Annotated in this window: 17 protein-coding genes; 11 read left to right on the forward strand and 6 right to left on the reverse strand. The window is 66.5% G+C overall.

Annotated elements, in window-relative coordinates:
• Together ACFWQG_RS19700 and ACFWQG_RS19705 are read left to right on the forward strand one after the other, a co-directional pair.
• A complete protein-coding gene (locus ACFWQG_RS19700; RefSeq protein WP_378509338.1) occupies positions 1–390 on the forward strand; it encodes a DUF742 domain-containing protein in 390 nt (129 codons plus the stop codon).
• A gap of 18 nt (positions 391–408) precedes the next feature.
• Positions 409–978: an ATP/GTP-binding protein gene (locus tag ACFWQG_RS19705; RefSeq protein WP_378509339.1), complete on the forward strand. Its 570-nt coding sequence runs from the start codon at positions 409–411 to the stop codon at positions 976–978.
• Positions 979–994: 16 nt separating this feature from the next.
• On the opposite strand, the gene ACFWQG_RS19710 is transcribed toward ACFWQG_RS19705, so the two are convergent.
• The gene (locus ACFWQG_RS19710) at positions 995–1,582 is read right to left on the reverse strand and encodes a hypothetical protein (RefSeq protein ID WP_378509340.1); all 588 of its coding nucleotides are present in this window, start codon (positions 1,580–1,582) and stop codon (positions 995–997) included.
• Between the two features lie 205 nt (positions 1,583–1,787).
• Here ACFWQG_RS19710 and ACFWQG_RS19715 point away from each other — a divergent pair, with 205 nt between their 5' ends.
• The gene (locus ACFWQG_RS19715) at positions 1,788–2,339 is read left to right on the forward strand and encodes a dihydrofolate reductase family protein (protein ID WP_378509341.1); all 552 of its coding nucleotides are present in this window, start codon (positions 1,788–1,790) and stop codon (positions 2,337–2,339) included.
• Between the two features lie 47 nt (positions 2,340–2,386).
• Here the strand turns inward: ACFWQG_RS19715 and ACFWQG_RS19720 are convergent, their stop codons facing one another.
• Positions 2,387–3,091 (reverse strand): DUF899 domain-containing protein, encoded by a 705-nt coding sequence (locus ACFWQG_RS19720; RefSeq protein ID WP_378509342.1) that lies wholly within the window; start codon positions 3,089–3,091, stop codon positions 2,387–2,389.
• 188 nt (positions 3,092–3,279) lie between these two features.
• On the opposite strand from ACFWQG_RS19720, the gene ACFWQG_RS19725 reads away from it, so the two are divergent.
• Genes ACFWQG_RS19725 through ACFWQG_RS19735 form a run of 3 tightly spaced genes read left to right on the forward strand, consistent with a single transcriptional unit; the run spans position 3,280 to position 5,393 of the window.
• Positions 3,280–3,747, forward strand: a complete 468-nt coding sequence (locus ACFWQG_RS19725) for a hypothetical protein (RefSeq protein ID WP_378509343.1) — start codon at positions 3,280–3,282, stop codon at positions 3,745–3,747.
• Between the two features lie 23 nt (positions 3,748–3,770).
• Positions 3,771–4,139, forward strand: a complete 369-nt coding sequence (locus ACFWQG_RS19730; RefSeq protein ID WP_378509344.1) for a YciI family protein — start codon at positions 3,771–3,773, stop codon at positions 4,137–4,139.
• A gap of 6 nt (positions 4,140–4,145) precedes the next feature.
• On the forward strand, positions 4,146–5,393 hold the full coding sequence (locus tag ACFWQG_RS19735) for an RNA polymerase sigma factor (protein ID WP_378509345.1): 1,248 nt from the start codon (positions 4,146–4,148) through the stop codon (positions 5,391–5,393).
• A gap of 17 nt (positions 5,394–5,410) precedes the next feature.
• On the opposite strand, the gene ACFWQG_RS19740 is transcribed toward ACFWQG_RS19735, so the two are convergent.
• Complete coding sequence (locus ACFWQG_RS19740; protein WP_378509346.1) at positions 5,411–6,100, reverse strand: hypothetical protein; 690 nt, start codon at positions 6,098–6,100, stop codon at positions 5,411–5,413.
• Between the two features lie 225 nt (positions 6,101–6,325).
• On the opposite strand from ACFWQG_RS19740, the gene ACFWQG_RS19745 reads away from it, so the two are divergent.
• Positions 6,326–8,635, forward strand: coding sequence for an ATP-binding protein (locus tag ACFWQG_RS19745; protein ID WP_378509347.1), 2,310 nt, complete (start codon positions 6,326–6,328; stop codon positions 8,633–8,635).
• 214 nt (positions 8,636–8,849) lie between these two features.
• Positions 8,850–9,524 carry a DUF998 domain-containing protein gene (locus ACFWQG_RS19750; protein WP_378509348.1) on the forward strand — a complete coding sequence of 225 codons (675 nt, stop codon included), beginning with the start codon at positions 8,850–8,852 and terminating at the stop codon, positions 9,522–9,524.
• A gap of 754 nt (positions 9,525–10,278) precedes the next feature.
• On the opposite strand, the gene ACFWQG_RS19755 is transcribed toward ACFWQG_RS19750, so the two are convergent.
• Positions 10,279–11,154, reverse strand: coding sequence for an RNA polymerase sigma-70 factor (locus ACFWQG_RS19755; RefSeq protein ID WP_378509349.1), 876 nt, complete (start codon positions 11,152–11,154; stop codon positions 10,279–10,281).
• Entirely contained in the window at positions 11,151–11,789 is a 639-nt protein-coding gene (locus ACFWQG_RS19760; protein ID WP_378509350.1) for a carboxymuconolactone decarboxylase family protein, read from the reverse strand. The genes ACFWQG_RS19755 and ACFWQG_RS19760 overlap by 4 nt, the downstream gene beginning before the upstream one ends.
• Positions 11,790–12,199: 410 nt before the next feature.
• Here ACFWQG_RS19760 and ACFWQG_RS19765 point away from each other — a divergent pair, with 410 nt between their 5' ends.
• Together ACFWQG_RS19765 and ACFWQG_RS19770 are read left to right on the forward strand one after the other, a co-directional pair.
• Positions 12,200–12,481, forward strand: coding sequence for a hypothetical protein (locus ACFWQG_RS19765; RefSeq protein ID WP_378509351.1), 282 nt, complete (start codon positions 12,200–12,202; stop codon positions 12,479–12,481).
• A 1,139-nt stretch (positions 12,482–13,620) separates the two neighbouring features.
• Complete coding sequence (locus tag ACFWQG_RS19770) at positions 13,621–14,997, forward strand: PIN domain-containing protein (RefSeq protein ID WP_378509352.1); 1,377 nt, start codon at positions 13,621–13,623, stop codon at positions 14,995–14,997.
• A gap of 142 nt (positions 14,998–15,139) precedes the next feature.
• Here the strand turns inward: ACFWQG_RS19770 and ACFWQG_RS19775 are convergent, their stop codons facing one another.
• Positions 15,140–18,076 (reverse strand): hypothetical protein, encoded by a 2,937-nt coding sequence (locus tag ACFWQG_RS19775; RefSeq protein ID WP_378509353.1) that lies wholly within the window; start codon positions 18,074–18,076, stop codon positions 15,140–15,142.
• A 61-nt stretch (positions 18,077–18,137) separates the two neighbouring features.
• Here ACFWQG_RS19775 and ACFWQG_RS19780 point away from each other — a divergent pair, with 61 nt between their 5' ends.
• Complete coding sequence (locus ACFWQG_RS19780; protein ID WP_378509354.1) at positions 18,138–18,413, forward strand: helix-turn-helix domain-containing protein; 276 nt, start codon at positions 18,138–18,140, stop codon at positions 18,411–18,413.
• Positions 18,414–18,644 lie beyond the last annotated feature (231 nt).

Genomic DNA, 18,644 nt, shown 5'->3' on the forward strand with positions numbered 1-18,644 from the left:
GTGACACGAATGGGTCAATCGTGGTTCGATGACGCGGCCGGACCCCTCGTCCGCCCCTACGCCGTCACCCGCGGTCGCACCGTCGGCGCGGGGCACGAACTTGACATGCTCACCCTCGTGGTGACCGCGTCCCATGCCCCGCGGCTGCGGCATGCCGAGGCCGAGTACACCGAGATCCTGCGGTTGTGCCGCGACGCGCAATCCGTCGCCGAGGTCTCGGCGCACCTGCAGCTGCCGTTGGCGGTGACGAAGATCCTCGTCGGCGATCTGATCACCGAGGGGCAGTTGGTGTTCCGATCCCCGGCCAGCAGCGACCCCGACGACGGCATGGCCGGGCTCGGCGACCTGAACATTCTGCACGCAGTCCTCGATGGAATCCGAAAGCTGTAGACCACAATGCATGACGATGTGTCCTCAACCGACCTGGCTGCCTCGGTCAAGATCCTGGTGGCGGGTGGTTTCGGAGTCGGCAAGACCACGATGGTGTCCTCCGTCAGTGAGATCACCCCGCTCCGCACCGAAGAGATGATCACCGAATTGTCCACCGGCATCGACGATCTGTCGGGCGTGGAGGGCAAGACCACGACCACCGTCGCCCTGGACTTCGGTCGTATCACCCTCGACCAGAACCTGGTGCTGTACCTGTTCGGCACGCCGGGGCAGGACCGCTTCTGGTTCCTCTGGGACGAACTCGTCCGCGGTGCGCTCGGCGCGGTGGTGCTTGCCGACACCCGCAGGCTGGAGAACTCGTTCGCCGCCATCGATTTCTTCGAGCGGCGCGGCGTCTCATTCACGGTCGCGGTGAACTGCTTCGAGAGCTCCCAGGCCTACACCGTCGACGAGGTCCGCGAGGCCCTCGATATCGACGCCAAGACGCCGATCGTGCTGTGCGACGCGCGTGACCGGGAGTCGTGCAAGACCGTGCTGATCACCCTCGTCGAGCACCTCATCGCGCGGGCGGGCGCCTCGGTGGCCTGAGCGGGCGGCCTCGCGGCTACGTGTCGGAAGGCCTGCTGCGGAAGGCGCGCAGCGCGAACCGTGCCAGTGCCGCCGCGGCGACGGCGGCCAGCGCCGCCACCGCGATCCGCTGCCACCCGGGCCCGCCCACGTCGTCCGCCCCGACTGCACGCGCCTGCAGATCGGGGTGGCGCGGTTCGCCGTACACGGTGATCGCGGCATCCCGGGTGCGGGTATTGGTCGATTCGGTTGTGGCGGAACACAGATCGACCGACCACGGTGCGCCCCTTGTCTCGTATCGCGAGGTGAAGACGAGGTACTCGGTGCCGAGCGTGAAGCCCCGCCCGCAGGACGCGCCGTCGGTGCTCGACGACACCACCGTGGTCGCGCCGATATCACCGGCGAACACCTCCCGCACCTCGAATTCGTAGTAGGCGGTGTTTCCGTCGGTCCTCGTGACGGTGGGCGTGCCGGTGAACGAACCGGCCGAATGCGAGACCTGCTCGACGATCTGCGGACCGTCGTGCATGAACGCGCAGGAACAGGCCTGCGCTACCGGTGCGGTGACCACGGGGATCGCCCCGGCGACGCCGACGACCATGAGGAACGACAGCAACCACCGCACGACGGACCCTCCTTCCGGCCCGACTCCGGGCCCGTGTCCCGTGAGTGTGTCATGACCGTCGGGTGCGGAACCTCGAGTTGCGGGTGGCAGCAGCCCCCGGACAACCCGCGCTGCTTCGCCACGGTGCGTGATGCATCCGGGTGTCGTAGCCTCCGGGAGAAGCCCGCACCGATGAGTTCCGGACGGACCGGAGGTCTACCCGTTCATGAGGAAACTGATCTACGGATACGGCGTGTCCCTCGATGGCTATGTCAACGACCGCGACGGCAGCATCGACTGGACCGAACCCGACGACGAATTGCACCAGTTCCACAACGACCGGTACCGCGAGCTGGAGCTGTCGCTGCACGGCCGGCGGCTCTACGAGCTGATGGCCGAGTACTGGCCGCACGTGCCCGACGACGCGTCGAGCATCGAACGCGACTTCGCCGAACTGTGGACGCAGAAGCCGAAGGTCGTCTTCTCCCGCACCCTCACCGAGGTGCACTGGAACAGCCGCCTCGTTCGCGACAACGCGGTCGAGGAGGTGCGCAGGCTCAAGGCCGACGGCGACGGCGTCTTCGAGGTCGGCGGCGCGGATCTCGCCGCGTCGCTGATCCCGCACGGGCTGATCGACGAGTACCAGGTGTTCGTCTCACCGGTCGTGCTCGGCGGCGGCACCCCGATGTTCCCGCCGTTGGACCAGCGACTGCCGCTCCGCCTGGTCGAGACGCGGCGCTTCGAGACGGCGGTGCTGCTGCGTTACCTCGCCGAGTGAGGATCGCCAGCCGCGCATCGGGCCGTCGGGTCCGCGGGGCGCCGTCCCTAGCGGGCGTCGGTGGCCGGGCCGTAGAGCCGCGCGACGTCCGGGGAGTCGAGCCACCCGGAGTAGGTGGGCGATTGCGGCCACCCCGCGGGGGAGTCCTGCCATTCCTCCTGCCTGCCCCACGGCAGCAGGTCGATCAGCGCGAACGTGTAGCTGAGTTGCTCGGTCCCGCGGCCGGTGGTGTGCCAGGTGCGGTACACCGTGTCGCCGTCGCGCAGGAACACGTTGACGGCGAACCCGCCGCCGGGTGGTGCGTCGACGTCGGCGCCGAACGAACTGTCCGCGGACGAGTACCAGTCCATCCGGTTGCCGACCTTGGCCCGGTAGGCCAGTGCCTCGTCGATGGGCCCGTTGGTGACGATGACCATGCGGGCGTCGTAGTTGTCGAGGACGCCCAGCCGGGTCCACTGCGTGGTGAGGCCGGTGCAGCCGCCGCACTGCCACTGCGCGCCGTCGGACCACATGTGGTGGTAGGTGATGAGCTGCGAGCGTCCCTCGAACACGTCGACGAGTCGAATCTCCCCGTCCGGGCCGATCAGCGTGTAGTCGGGCAGTGCAACCATCGGCAACCTGCGGCGCTGCGCGGCGATCGCGTCGAGTTCCCTGGTGGCGGCCTTCTCCCGGGTCCGCAGGTCGGCCAGCGCGGCCCGCCAGGACTGCTGGTCGACGATCGGGGGTAGCGCGCGTGCGGTCTGGTCGGTCATGGCCTCTCCCGGAATCGAAGGATCTGTCCTCCAGTGTGGACCGGATGCGGGCCGGAAAGCCATCGCTCGCCGTCACCGAAGGGATCGCACCGAGCCGACCGGAAAAAACTTCGTCCGCGGATGTCGAAGCCGGTCGCTCGGCAACGAGGTAGCCGTGAACGACCCGATGCCGACGAGAGGACAACGCCATGACGATGCACGAGAACGAGAACGAGAACGAAATCACCCAGCCGGTACCACCACCGGCCGCGAACCTCCAGCGTCTCGACCGGCTCGTCGGCACGTGGCGGGTCACCGGCGGGGCCGAGGGGACCGTGACCTATTCCTGGATGGAGGGCCGCTACTTCCTGATTCAGCGGGTCGACCTCGAACAGTTCGGTGAGTCGATCATCGGCACCGAGATGATCGGCAACCTCCGTCCCTTCGGTGAGGCACCGGGCGCGGACGTCGTGTCCCGGTTCTACGACAGCCAGGGCAACACGCTGGACTACGTCTACGAACTCGACGGTGACACGTTGACGATCTGGGGCGGGTCGAAGGGCTCGCCCGCGTACTTTCGGGGGACCTTCAACGCGGACGACACCGTCCTCGACGGTGAATGGGTGTACCCGGGGGGCGGCGGCTACCCGTCGACGATGACCCGGACAGCGCAGTGATTCCGATCGAGCGAGGAGATCCGATGAAGTACATGCTGTTGGCGTACACGAATCAGGCGGAGTGGGACGCCGTGGATGTGACGAGCCCGGAGTTCCTGGCCATGTGCGAGTTCTACGAGAATCTCGAACGCGAACTCACCGATACCGGTGAACTCGTCATGACACAGGGACTGTCGGATCCGTCGCTGGCCAAGACCGTGCGCAGGGTGGACGGGACGCCGATCGCCTCGGACGGTCCGTACGCCGAGACCAAGGAGGTGCTGGCCAGCTTCTCCATCATCGAGTGCGCGACGCACGACCGTGCACTGGCCATCACCGCGCGCATCGTGGAGGCGATCGGCGACACCGTCGAGCTGCGACCGGTGATGGAAGGCGATCCCACCGAGGTCTGAACGACCGTGGACGAGGTCACCTTCGGGCACCTGCTGCGCGATCTCGCGCCGCAGGTGCTCGGCGCGCTGGTGCGGCGGTACGGACACTTCGACGTCGCGGAGGATGCCGTGCAGGAGGCGCTGCTCGCGGCGGCGCTGCAGTGGCCGGGGGAGGGGGTGCCCGCCGATCCCCGACCCTGGCTGATCCGGGTCGCGTCGCGGCGGATGGTCGATCTGCTGCGCAGCGACCAGGCTCGACGGCGCCGCGAGGACGGCGCGGTTGTGCGAACCCCGGATGACGAATTGTGGGCGCCGCCAGCGGATGTCGGTCCGTCGGCCGACGAGGACGACTCGTTGACCCTGCTGATCATGTGCTGCCACCCGTCGTTGAGCGGCGCCTCGCAGGTCGCGCTCACCCTGCGTGCGGTGGGCGGGCTGACCACCGCCGAGATTGCCAGGGCCCTACTCGTGCCGGAATCGACGGTCGGCCAACGCATCAGCCGCGCGAAGGCCCAGATCAAGCGTTCCGGTGTCGCGTTCGCACTGCCGCCGCAGCACGAGCGGGCCGATCGGCTCGACGCGGTCCTTCACGTGCTGTACCTGATCTTCAACGAGGGGTACACCAGTTCCTCCGGTCCGAGCCTGCATCGGGTCGAACTGTCGTCCGAGGCGGTCCGCCTCACGCGGATGCTGCGCGAGACCGTCCCCGACAACGGGGAGGTGGCGGGGCTGCTCGCGCTGATGTTGCTCACCGATGCCCGCCGGCCTGCGCGCAGCACCGCCGATGGACGGCTGATCCCGATGGCCGAGCAGGACCGCGGACTGTGGAACCGCGACGCCATCGACGAGGGCATCCGGATCGTCACCGCCGCGATGTCGCGGACGGCGCTGGGCCCCTACCAACTTCAGGCCGCCATCGCCGCGCTCCACGCGGAGGCGCCCACCGCGGACGCCACTGACTGGATGCAGATCCTCGGCCTGTACACCCTGCTTGAGACGGTCGCCGACAATCCGGCGGTGACGCTCAACCGGGCCGTGGCGACGGCGATGGTCTACGGACCTCGGGCGGGGCTGCGGCTGCTGGGCACCGTGGACGGCGACCCGCGGTTGTCCCGGTCGCATCGACCCGACGCGGTCCGCGCCCATCTGCTCGAGCTGACCGGCGACCTCGACGCCGCCGTTGCGCTCTATCGATCCGCCGCCCGCAAGGCAACGAGCATCCCCGAGCAGAACTACCTGCGGGCGCGGGCGACCACACTCGGGGATGCGCGCTAGCTACCGGAGAACCACGCCTACAGCGTGCCGTTCTCGATGTCGCGCTTCATGGCCTGCTGATTCTCGAGGTGCGCGGCGACACCGTTCTTCACCGCGTAGTCGATCAGCACCGCGGGGGCCCGGAATACCAGGTGCTGGACGACGGTGGTCGTGCCTGCGTTCTCGGTGAAGGTGACCTTCTGGTTGGTGATCACGCCGGGCGCGTCCCAGGTGTCGGTGGTGTACCAGCGTTCCGCGGCGTGGATCCGCTGCTGCCCGACGGTGCGTGCGGGGATCGACGCCGAGCCGGCGGGGATGTCCTCGAGGGCGATGAACTCCCAGACCTCCGCGTCGCCGTCGGTGTAGGTGCGGCGGTCGACGATGCCCGTCAGGAGCGGGTGTCGCCCGAGGCTGTTGTACAGGTTCGAGTACGCCGGGAACACCCGATCGGCCGGCGCATCGATCTCAACGGGCAGGTCGACGGTCACGGTCGACAGCGCCCAGTCGGCCTGGCTCAACTCGAGCCGATAGGCCGCCCACGAGGCCTCCCATTCCAGGTCCACCGCGGACGAGGACGAGGACGAGGACAGGGAACCGGTGTCGGCCGCGGCGACCCCCACCCCCATGTTGCCCAGCGCGATCCCGGTGACGAGGGCGCAAGCTGCGAGAAGCTTGGGTACCTGCTTCCCGGACCGCTGGCCACCGAGCTGCTCAGGACGTTCGACCATTCTGTTTCCTCACCCGTCGAGACCGTTGCCGCCCTTCGGCAACCGAGCGAATGATACGCGGACCCACCGCCCGGCGAGTCGTATGGGATCAATCCCGGCAGAACACCTTTCGACTGCTCGAACGTTGACCCGACCGCGTTGCGGCCACTCGGATCCGGGGAGCGATACCCTTGCTCCCTCAGGTCCGTAGGGCAGTGGCGTCGCGATCAGGAAGGGATGTCCCCTATGCAGTCGGGAGTCCGGGTGCGGGTGGGCAATCTCCCGCACGAACTCACCAATTTCGTCGGCCGTCGCCGTGAGCTGACGGAGGTGCGTCGGCTGCTGTCCGAGTCGCATCTGGTGACGCTGACCGGGATGGGCGGTGTCGGCAAGACCCGGCTGGCGCTGCGGGTCGCGGCGAACCTGCAGGACGACTTCGAGGACGGGGTCTGGCTCGTCGAGCTCGGGGCCCTCCCCGAGCCGCACCTGCTGGCGGACACGGTGGTGGCCGCGCTCGGGCTCCGCGAACGCGCCGCCCGTTCGCCGCTTCCGCTGCTCATCGACTTTCTCGCCGACCGGCGCGCGCTCATCGTGCTCGACAACTGTGAGCACCTGGTGGCGGAGGTCGCGGAGCTGACGAAGGCCGTCCTGAGCGCCTGCCCCGAGGTGCGGATCCTGGCGACCAGCCGGGAGGCTCTTGCCGCGGGGGAGGAGGCGGTGCTGCGGGTTCCGCCCCTGACGGTTCCGGATCCGGGTACGGCGGCGTCGCTGCGGAGTCTGGGCGGGTACGAGGGCGTCGTCATGTTCGAGGCGCGTGCGCGCTCCGCGGTTCCCGGGTTTGGCCTGACGGTGGACAACCAGGCCACGGTCGTGGAGATCTGCCAGCGGCTCGAGGGCCTGCCGTTGGCGATCGAATTGGCCGCCGCCCGGCTGCGCGCACTGTCGCTGCAGCAGATCCTCCTTCGGCTTACCGACCGCTACCGGCTGCTGACCACCGGCACGCGCGTCGCCCCGTCGCGGCAGCAGACGCTGCGGCTGTGCATCGACTGGAGCCACGACCTGCTCGGCGACCGGGAGCGGACGTTGTGGCGCAGGCTGGCGGTGTTCGCGGGCGGCTTCGAGGTCGACGCCGCAGCCGAGGTCAGCGGCTTCGCCGACGGGGAACTGGCGGACGTGCTCGGCTCCCTGGTGGACAAGTCGATTCTGATCCGGGAGGAGGCCGGCGGGGTCACCCAGTATCGGATGCTTGAGACGATCCGCGAGTACGGGCTGGAGCGGCTGACCGAGGCCGACGAGTCGGCGCTGCTGCGGCAACGGCACCACGACTGGTGTGAGCGGCTGACGCTGCAGGCGGAGGCCGAGTGGATCGGGCACCGGCAGCTGGAGTGGCTCGCCCGGTTCGACCGGACCCGCGCCGACCTGCGCGCGGCGCTGGAGTTCAGCGTCACCGCCGCGGCGAAACAGGATGCGGCGCTGCACATGGTCATCGCGGTTTACCCCTACTGGGTCTCCCGCGGCCTGTACAGCGAGGGGCGGTACTGGATCGAGCGGGCGCTGGCCCGGGACGACGGCGCGCCTGCCGCGTCGCGAGTGACGGCGTTGTGCCTGGGCAGCATGCTGGCGTTAATGCAGGGCGACGTTCCGGCGGCCCAGACGTGGACCGATGCCGCGTGCGCCCTGACGGACCCCGACGACGATCCGGGTGCGGCGGCGTTCGCGGTGTCCGCGACCGGCTACCTCGCCACGTTCTCCGGTGACTTCCCTCGCGCGACAGAGCGTTTCGAGGAGGCCCTGCTTACGCTGCGCACCGAGGGCAGCCCACTGGCACGGGTCGGGACCCTCGTCGGACTCGCCATGGCGTGCGGGCTGTCCGGGGACCCGCGGCGCGCGATCGCCTGCCACGAGGAGGTGCTCGCCCTCACCGCAGCGGACGGCGAGTCGATGTATCGGTCCTATTCGCTGAGCATGCTGGGACTGGCCGTCTGGGAGGAGGGCGACACCCCGCGCGCAACTCAGCTGATCGAGGAGGGGATGCGGCTGACCCGACTCGTCGACGATCCGCTCGGCCTCGCGATGTGCCTTGAGATCCTGGGCTGGATCGCCGCCGACCGGCCCGAGCGGGCCGCCACGCTGATGGGTGCATCGGCATGGGTCGGTGAGGCAGCGGGCAGCCCCACGATCGTGATCCGGGACCTGTTGGGCCACCACGATCGCATCGTTCGTGAGTCGACCGATGCCCTCGGCCAGGCGTCATTCGATGCCGCCTTCGCGCGCGGGCGCGGACTCTCCGTCGACGCGGCGATCGCCTACGCGCTCGGCGAGCAGGCACCAGTCGGGCCGCGCGCGAGCGCGCCGACAACGAAACTCACCCGACGGCAGCGGGAGATCGCCGAACTCGTCGCGCAGGGAATGACCAACAAGGCCATCGCGCAGCAGTTGGTGATCTCGCAGCGCACCGCGGAGGGGCATGTGGAGAACATCCTCACCAAGCTGGGCTTCACGACCCGTGCGCAGATCGCGGGATGGGTTCACGGGGGTGCGGGGCAGCAGACCTGACGGCCGCCGTCTGCCCCCTTTCCTGACCGAATGTGGGATTCGGTCACTTAGGCCGACCGAATCCCACATTCGGTCAGGGGGTGGGGCCTCCACCGCCGCGTGCGCGTCGTCGTCATCGAGTGCGGTGGCGAGGCACTTCTCCGTCGTGTGTCGAAGTCCATCGCTCGGCACCGAGGTAGCGGTGGAAGACCGTTACCGACGAGAGGACCGCGCCATGACGAACGTCGATCACACAACGACCGGCAGGAATTCCGACGCCGGCGGGACCGCCACGACGCGGCGCCTGCTGGCGTGCGGAGTAGCCGCAGGCCCGATCTACCTCGCGGTGGCGGCCGTGCAGGTGGTGACCCGCGACGGGTTCGACCTGACCCGCCACCCGCTCAGCCTGCTGAGCCTGGGCCCCGGCGGATGGATCCAGATCGCCAACTTCGTCGTCAGCGGCGTGCTGTTCGTCGCGGGCGCCGTCGGAATGAGGCGGGCGATGACCGCCGGCATCGGCCGGACCTGGGTCCCGAGGCTGATCGGCTTGTTCGGGTTCAGTTCGGTGTGGGCCGGGTTGTTCGTGGCCGACCCGATGGACGGCTTCCCCACGACCGCGGGGACATCCGACCCGACGGTGCACGGCGTTCTCCACAGCATCGCACCGGTGGTCGCGTTCCTCGCGCTGATCGCCGCGAGCATCGTGCTGGCACGACGGTACTTTCGCGCGGGTCGGCGCGCGTGGGGCGGGTACAGCGCGGTCGTGGGCGTCGCGCTGCTCGCCCCCGACCTGTTGCTGGGTCGCGACGGGTTCTCCCTCGCCCTCGCGGCGGCCGCGGTCGTGGGCTGGACCTGGGTCTCGGCGGTGGCCGCGGACCTGCTGCGCACCACCGGCGGCTACCTCTCCTGATGTTCTCGACGAGCTTTCCGACGAGCACATCGGAAGGCCCGGCGCCGTCTCGGTCGAGGGTCCGCCACAGCGTCGTCTCGGTTGTCGTCCTTCGAGCGACGTTGCCTGACAAGGGGCGAGCGTCACGGCACCGATCGCGCATCGCGGGCCTCGCTCGGGTGGGAGCTACGGCACCGTCCAGGTACCGCCACCCGGCAGCAGCGTGGCCGGGGTCAGTGGGTAGCCCGGTGCCCCGCCTGCCGTGACCGCTGCAACCAGGATCCCGGAACCGGTCTGGGCCACGTGGTCAGGGCTCGGCGTTGGCGCATAGGTTGAGGACCAGACATCGGCCACACCGGCCGAGCCGGTCGTGAGATTGCGCCAATGGACGACACATACGCAGTACGGCGTCTCGGTGCCGAGGAACACGGTAGTGCCCGGGGCGGCCGGATCGGTTCGGGCGGTGACGTGCTGGGCAACAGGTGGACCTGGGAATCCTGTCGGTCCTGTGGCGAGGCCGACGACCGGGATCGGGAGGACCGTGTCAGTCGGGGCGGCCCCAGCGGTCGATAAACCGGTAGACAGCGGCACGAGGAACGCGACCGGGATCGCCGCGGTGGCGTACGCCGCTCGACGTCGAAGTTTGGTGCGAGACATGGCCCCACCTCCCACGAGGAATGTTTTGAGGGTAGACGGTCCAGCCTCCAGCGCAGGTCCGTGTCGATAGAACGAGAAGTGTGGGCACGTATGCCGGTGGCGAACTTCGGCCGAGTTGCTACCGTGCCAGCTCCGCCTCCTCGTCCAGTCGGCCGAGCTTGTATGGGTTCGCGATCGAGAAGATGCGGGTGATCCGTCCGTCCTCGATCGCGAAGCTGATAGCGCCAGCGAGCGCGCCGTCGATCTCGCCCCGGATCGCCGGATGCCCATTCACCCATGTGGGCCGCGCCTGGAACGGCAGGCCGAGCTTCGCGAGGCCACCGAGCAGGTAGCGGCTGATCTTGTCAGCGCCCACGATCGGGTGGCGAGCCGCGCCGCGCACGAAGCCGCCGCCGTCGGCGACCGACACCACATCGGGTGCGAGCACATCCATCAGGCCCTGCAGGTCGCCCGAGTTCACCGCGGCAAGGAAACGGGCGACGACCGCCTCCTGTTCGGCCCGATCGGCCGTCACCCGCGGTCGCCGCGCAGCGACGTGTTCCTGTGCGCGGTGGGTGATCTGGCGAACGGCGGCCGTGGACTTGCCGACCGCGGCGGCGATCTCGTCGTAGGGCACGTCGAACACCTCGCGCAGCACGAACACTGCGCGTTCGGTCGGCCCGAGTGTCTCGAGCACCGTGAGCATGGCGATCGACACATTCTCGGCGAGTTCGATGTCGTCTGCGACATCCGGGCTCGTGAGCAGTGGCTCGGGCAGCCACTGCCCGACATACGACTCGCGGCGACGCGACATCGTGCGCAGTTGGTTCAGTGCCTGGCGGGTGACGATCCGCACGAGGTAGGCGCGTTCGTCGCGTACGCGTGCGTGGTCGACGGCATTCCACCGCAACCACGACTCCTGCAGCACGTCCTCCGCGTCGGCCGCGGATCCGAGCAGTTCGTAGGCGACGGTGAAGAGCAGGGGGCGGTGGGTGACGAACGCGTCGTCGGTCATGATGTCGAGCCTACGGCCTTGAACGTGGTATCCGGCCGCTGCGGCCCGGGGGCAGACGCCGCGGTCGCCCGGGTCGCCAGAGGCGGGAGCTGACACGTGTCGGCGTAACCTTCCGAGTGGATGCCGAGGGCGACGTTCATCCGTGAACTCATGTTCATGAAGGCGACTTTGGCGGTGAGCTCGATCAGCGCGGCGGGGCCGAGTTCGGTGAGGAGTGCGGCCGACAATTCGTCGGTGACGGTAGGCGGTGTCTGGCTCATCGCCTCGGCGTATTCCATGACGTGACGTTCGACCGGCGTGAACACCGACGCTTCGCGCCAGTTCGGCACCTGCCGGGCTTTCGTCTCGTCGAGCCCATCGTTGTGAGCTTTGTAGTAGTTGAAGTCGAGGCACCAGCTGCAGCCGATGTAGGCGGCCGTCGACATCGCGGCATAGCTTGCGAGGTTGCGGTCGAGCTCGTCCAGCGCCTCGATCTTGCGGCCGATGCCCATTGACGCCCGCATGAGTGCGGGATGGTGGGCGAACACGCCCATCGAGTCCGGGACCTGGCCGAGCATCCGTCGGGACGCGATCTTCACGATCGTGCCGAAGAGTCCGGTGAGCTCGGTTGGCGGGATGCGGGCTGGTGTGGTCATCGTGTCCTCCTGGGGTCGTCGACGGCCGGGGTGCTGCTTCCCGGGTTGTCCGTCGACATGAAGACACCGCTCGACGCGTGGTTGTGACATCCTCCGCGACAACGCCCCGGCAGGAATCGGCCCTGGATCGTCGCGGTTGGCCGACACCGAATGGCGAACCGGCCGCGCCCGGACCCCTGGCCCGCTGGCACATTGGTGGATCCGCTCGATGACGGGGTTGGACCGCCCCTCCAGACGTTCGGGTGCTCGCGGTGTCCACGACCGCCAACAGGGCTCCAGGGCCGGTCAGCACGGCCGGCACCTCGTCCGCTCGGTCGCGCACTCTCGCGCGAGCTCGCGTAGCCGGGTGTCGTCCAGGCCTGCCGTGTCGCGGATCGCGACTGCGGGCTCGCTTCAGCGAGAATCGGAGTGTGACTGCCAATGATCTACCTGACGGCTATCGTCCCCTGCCCGGCGAAGATCCAATCACCCTCGAAGTCGGGGGTGAGGTGTTCACACTCAGCATGCGGGATGACGGTGGGTGTGACTACCACTGGGAGTCAGGACCGAACCAGGGTTACGGATTTGGTGGCGGTCCGGTGAGGACGGTCGGCGACCCGGATGCGCGGTATTTGAAAAGCATGGACGAACACCGCGAGTCGATCAGAAGCTTTCTCTCCGACATCAACCCCGAGACTGGATACCTCGACTGACACCGGTCGGCGCTGAACCAGAGTCGGACGCAGCCCGCCGCGGGCCGAACGTGTGCGGGGCGGTATGGCGCGAACCGTCCGGCGTCGAGTAGCGCACTTGCCAGCGACCGGAGGGCAGACGGCGGACGGTTCCGAACGAACGGGGGCGTGCGGGCATGAAATCGCGGGCTTTCCAGTCGGCGTGGGCACATTGTGGGCACGCACGCGATTACGTGGTGCCCGGTACCCGCTGCCGTAACGTTCGCCCCGCCCTAAAAGCGGTGCTCACCAGCGGTATTCGGTAGAGAAGAGAAGAGATGGATGGATGGAAGGGTGTTCACCTATGACGGGCCGTTCTGGGCTGCATGCAGATTGGATTTGCTGACCCGTTGGTAGTCACACATAAGAAGGGCTCCAGATCACACCAAATCTGGATGAGTTCCAGAGACGGATTACGCGTCGCTCACGGCCCTGAACCGCTAGGTCGAACCCGTCGAGCACCTGACAACGGCAGGCTCTCGCGTCACTCGGGTGTGTACCGCAGATCGCCGTTGAACATGCAGCTCAACGAGGCGCATCCGAAGCTCGTCCACAGCAGGACCGCCGCCGCAGGTTGCCTTCGGTAGAGGCGGGACGCCAGGCGCTCTTGGGAACTCGTCGCGACCGCAACAGGGTGAATGCCCGGGAGTCGCCGCCGCACGAGTAGGTCGGCATGGCAGAGTCCGCGTTCGGCATCCGGCAGGCGCGGCCGTCGAGCGTGCGGCTCCGGCCATGACACCCCCCGTTCCAAGATGGGCCTCAATCGAGCTTCCTCACTGTAGGGGTTCGATGTCCCGAACTGACTACGGCAGGCCGAGATCGGAGAGCCGCCCCTGTGGGGGAGGGGAGAGCTGGCTGTGGCTTGGCTTGCTCGGCCGCTGCTGGACGGACGGCGCAGAGGAGAAGCGGCGGAGGTCGCGACCAATGAGGGAGCGATTGGGCGGTGGGAGGGAGGGTGATGGAGAGTCTGACGGGCTCATCCTCGATCACCGTTCGATATGCCGAAGGTCGTCGTGGCCGTCAAGCACCCGTTCAGGGTGTCGGCGATCAGGATCACGCCAACAAGGGCCCTATTTCGGACCCGGTCAGGTCAGCTCGTTGGCAACAGGCAAACTGTCCGGGTGAGTAAGTCGATCGTCGTCCTCGACACCAACATCCTGGCCCGCATCCCATACCTGAATACCGACGAGTGGACCGGCCTTTACGCACATGTCGGCGAGTGGAAGCTCCACTTTGTCGTGCCCGAGGTTGTGGTCATGGAAACAGTGAATGTTGTCCGCAGACTTTGGCGGCCTGATAGAAATCGGCTAGCCAACCTAAAGGACTGGTTCATCGAACTCGACAAGCACAAGGAGTTCGAGTCGCTACTTGCCGCAGATGACGCTCGCCACGAAGGATACGAAGCGGTACTCGGAAGTCGGCTTGCAGAGCTAGGGATAGAGATTGCACCTCTGCCAGCCACCATCGACCATATGGACATCGCACGCAGGGCATCCATGGGTCGGGCGCCATACGCCCGCATCGGGAAAGCAGATGAGGGCAGAACGAAGGATGGGTATCGTGACACTCTGATATGGCTAACCGTGCTCGCCGTGGCTGGCAGGCATCCGGAGTGCGATGTCTGGTTTGTTAGCGACAACTACTCGGATTTCGGGGCTAAGAACGAGACGAAGGATCAACGGGACACGCTGGACTACCCGCTCGCTTGGCATTCGGAGTTGGCGGAAGAGCTTGACCGGAGCGGTTTGAGGGATCGTGTGTTCTACGCGCGTGGTCTGAGCCGACTGGAGCAGCATCTCCTTTCGAAGTTTGCGCCGCTTTCGGATGCGGAACGTGATGAGCTGTGGGCAGCCGTCGAGCGGAGTGAACTGGATCGGCGCCTGATGCTCGCTCTATTCGAGGCGTCAGTCGACCCGCGCTCGGCGGCTCTTCCGTTGGACACGGTGTCCGCTACGGTGATTGGCTGTGTTCGAGCGGCTAATGCCATTCGTTTCAGTGAGGCTGCGCGTCGAGCAGCCGGCGCATGGACTGCGCGGTTCAACTGCGAAATCGATGCCACCGTTGAGATCACAAGTATGGCTGGGGATGTCGCGGAGGAGTCGAAGCCGCTCGTGGTGTCTGGTCGCATCTATGTCAACGCTGACAACCAGGTGGCGGAGCTGACGATCGAGGCCATCGAGGCTGCCGCTGACGATCCACAGCGGCGAGCGTGGGTGAGAGCAGATGCTGCCGCAAATGCTGGACTGAGTCCGGCTATCTACCGTTCGATAATCGACGGAATGAAGATCAATCCAGACTTCCAGGTGGCGCTCGAGAACCTCAAGTTCACTCCGTCGCCTGACTTCCGGGTGGCGCTCGAGAACCTCAAGTTCACTCCGTCGCCTGACTTCCGGGTGGCGCTCGAGAACCTCAAGTTCACTCCGCCCGATCGCATCAAGTTCGCCGACGGGCCGCAGCAGAAGGATGCGGAAGGTGACGAACCCAAACTTGACGAGTGATGCGACTGCAAAGACCCTTGCCATAGCACTGGCTACCGAGACTTCGTCCCGGTAGCCAGCCTCGGAAGGCTCATCGCCTTACGAACGCTCTGGGCCAGCTAGCGCGTCGGCGGCGACATGAGGCTTTCGGATGTTCCGCCGGCTACCAACTCGTGGGAAAGTGTCCGTCGACCCAGCCAAGATCTGTGAGGTCCTCCCACAGCCACGACAATGCGAGCCTGGTCGCTGGCGTGGCGCTGTGCATGTCGAAGCGGCCAGAGTGAGTGGAGAAATTGGGCGCGAAGGCTTCGTACGGAGGGTATGCCTCGACGTAGGCTCTGAATGAGCTGTAGAGCGTGTCGCGGTCATCGTCGATCTCTTTGATCCGTGCTTCGTCGTTCAATGTCAGCGACACTGTGTTGACCCCGGGGCGACGTCCGTCCGGGCTCGGGGTGCCAGTCGGTTTGAGTAACCACCGGATCCCGGGCTCGCTCGGTCCGGGATACTCGAACGGGCTGCGTTCGCGGGTCGGGTCGTGGTAGACGTTTCCGTAAAACTCCGCTGGCATGAGACCGCGGTGTCCGAGGGTGTCTCCGAATCGGGGCGTCACGATCTCGGCGAGCTCGAGATAGCAGGCCATCGCCGCGGTGATGACCTGCTGCACACGGTCGAGCATCCGCTCAGGTGTGAAGGACCACCACGGCGTCGCGTACTTCGGTGCGATGTCGCCCTCCGGGTACAGGGGCGCAATTGCCTCGGGATCGGCTTCGAGTTGTCCGGGCAATGCGAACTGTGCACTTCTGATTCTGACCCCGTCGTGCACCTCGCGCTGGACAACGCCGGGTTGCTGCTGACCGATTCGTAGAGCAATCCCGAGGAATCGCTTCGCCACGTCGTGAGCGAGGTGGTCGCGCGAGATTTCCCATACCCAGTTCAGCCCGGTAGGGATCGCGTGGCTGCGCGAGACGCGCGAGCGGTTCATCGGCAGGTCTCCTGAAATCACCGAAGGAAGAACGTCGTTCGTCCCAGCATCGGAGACCATCCAGCTGACGGCGACCTTGGAGTAGTCGATATTGACCGCCACGGTGACCTCGTCGAGGTCCTGGGCTTCGGCGGCCGAGAAGAGGAAAAATGCCTCGGCGAGGGGACCGAGTCCGTCGAGCCACGCCGCGGTGGCAGTACGGAGCCTGTGGCCCACCTCTTCCCAGTCGTCGGGCTCGAAGTCCGGAGCGGTGTGTGAGAGCCCGCCGCTGTGGGTTTCGTTGATCACCCACGATGCGGCACCGGGGTTCCATCGCGCGACCGCCGCCATCACCGGGTCAACTCGGGTGGGCTCCCCCGCGGCGAGGACCATCGCAAGCACATACTTCCAGCGGTCGAAAGCCCGCAGCGATGTCAGCAGCTCGTCGACAGATGCCTCCCCTTCCAGGAGAGCTTTCGCCGCGAACCACTGCTCGTAGATTGCAAGGGAGAAGGCGCATTTCCGCCCCGTAGTCGTCACCAGAGACGATTTCCTGATCTGCACGGCCAAATCGGTTGTGGTGAATCGGGCGGGATCAACAGCCTTGCCGCTGCGGATCGTCTCGACAGCGAGGCGCCGCAGCCCGGTGTACAGATTGTGCCCTTCAGCGGCAACGACGTCCTCGACGACGAGGTCGATCAGTTCGGGAACCCCGGTCGCGCCTTCCACAGCGCTGGCGTGCAAGGCCACCAGAAGGGCGAAGAAGGGGCGTTCAACGGCCTGGTCGAGGTGCCGTCCCAGGCCGCCAATCGGGCGCCCTGCGACCAGTCTCATCAGCCGTTCGGCGCTCGATCTGCTCAACGGCGGAACTGGAACGACGCGCTCGGTGACCTTCTCCTGCGTTCTCGATGTCAGAATGATTCTCGACTTCGGCCATTTGGCGACGAACTCGGAGGCTTGACGGAGGATGGCGGCTGCCTCGTCGGTCCGCTCGTCAAGGCCGTCGATCACCACGTCGGCGCCGAGATCCGCCAGAGCGTCGAGGCCGACTTCATTGACGACGTATTCACTGATCTGCCCGTCAAGGTCCCGGACGGGCACCCATACCGGCACTGGTGCTGTCAGAGTCTTCTTGGCGTCCTCGATGCGGCAGCGCAACCACTCTTCGGCGATGTCGGACTTCCCCGACCCCAGCGCACCGATGAGCAACAGGTAGTCACCGGCGACGAGCTCATCGAGCTGCCGAGGCACGGAAACCCGTTCAGTGAGGGTCCGAGAGACCTGTTCCGGCGAGAGTCCGGCACCGAGTCGCCGATGTTCGAGCCTAGAGCGAGACACCGCGTTCAGGCGGTCAAGGTACTCATCGCGGTCAGCGCTCTCGTAGGGCGTTGTAGCGGCCATGGTGACGTGGGTGTTGTGCACGTGGTGTCCGCCGACGGTGACCGTGTTGCCGCTTCCGACGACGCTGATGTCTCGTGTCGCGGTGCTCCCCGATGGCTGCGGGCCTCCACTACCGCCGGTCGCTCGGTCACGCGCCGGCGACTGCCGACTGCTCGACTCTGCCGGGATGAGTTTCGGCGACAGCGCTGATGGTTCCGGTGGCAGGTCCGGCCGCAGGCCCAACTCTGGAAGGATGTGCAAGGGACGCTCGTGCAGCATACGAAGGAGACGTTGGATGCCGTCGTCGGTGTCGGTGAACTCTTTGACGTAAAACCGGTTGAGCCGGTACAGGTCCGCGGGTAGATCTCCGTCGGACACGCCCGGAAGCATCACGATCAGCGTCTTCTGCTGAAACTCGTGCTGGTTCTTGTTGAACCGTCCCTTGAGGGTGTCCGCCTCCACGACCGCGCCGGCACCGACGATGGGTTCGTTCGTTCCCTCCCAGCGCTGTCTCCACGCCGTGCTGACCGCGACAATTACGAAGTCGCTGTCGCGGACCATCTTCTGACCCCAACGAGTCCAGTCGATCGAACTGTCGTTCTGGTAGTAGAGGTCGATGTGTGCATCAACACCCTTCGCACGCAGACACTCCACAAGGGACCTGACCGCGTTCTCCCACGACTGCTCCTGCTCCGGGTCCCAGTCGGTGTTCTTGTGAGCCCAGCTGACCAGGGCGGTGGGTGGCGTCGGCGAAGTCACCCGGCAACCCTACCGCCAACATGGCGTTGACACCATATGGTTTCAAATACATACTGAGTGTGTGAACGTCGACGCGCCAATCTCGGAAGCCCAGGACCTCAAACGAGTCCACGCCGAAGGACTCGCCGACATCCGTAAGGCCGGCAACCTGACGCAGCAACAAGTCGCCGCATTGCTCGACACTGATCAAGGAACCGTGTCTCGAATCGAGCGCCGCGACGATCTCCTGCTGTCAACGCTCCGGCAATACCTCGCCGCGACCGGTGCCGAACACGCGAAGATCGTCATTGAAAAGGAAGGTGTCGAAATCGTCCTCGATCTCGATACTTTCGCTTGAACCGGCAGAACGATTCTGCACGTCCCCGCGCCACAATGCGACGCGGGGACGAGATTCATTTCCTGACCTGCAGGGCTGCAACTGGGTCGTGAGGGCACTGTAGGAGTCGTGTCGGCACTCACTCAGCAGCATCGCTCCTGAGTTGGCTCATTTCGTTAGTGCGTGAGTTCCGACCCGGCGATCCGGTCGATGAGGTCCCGAGTCTCCGGGGCGATATCGGGTGGGAACGTG

It is taken from the genome of Rhodococcus sp. NPDC058532 (assembly GCF_042719255.1).
Classification (GTDB): domain Bacteria; phylum Actinomycetota; class Actinomycetes; order Mycobacteriales; family Mycobacteriaceae; genus Rhodococcus_G.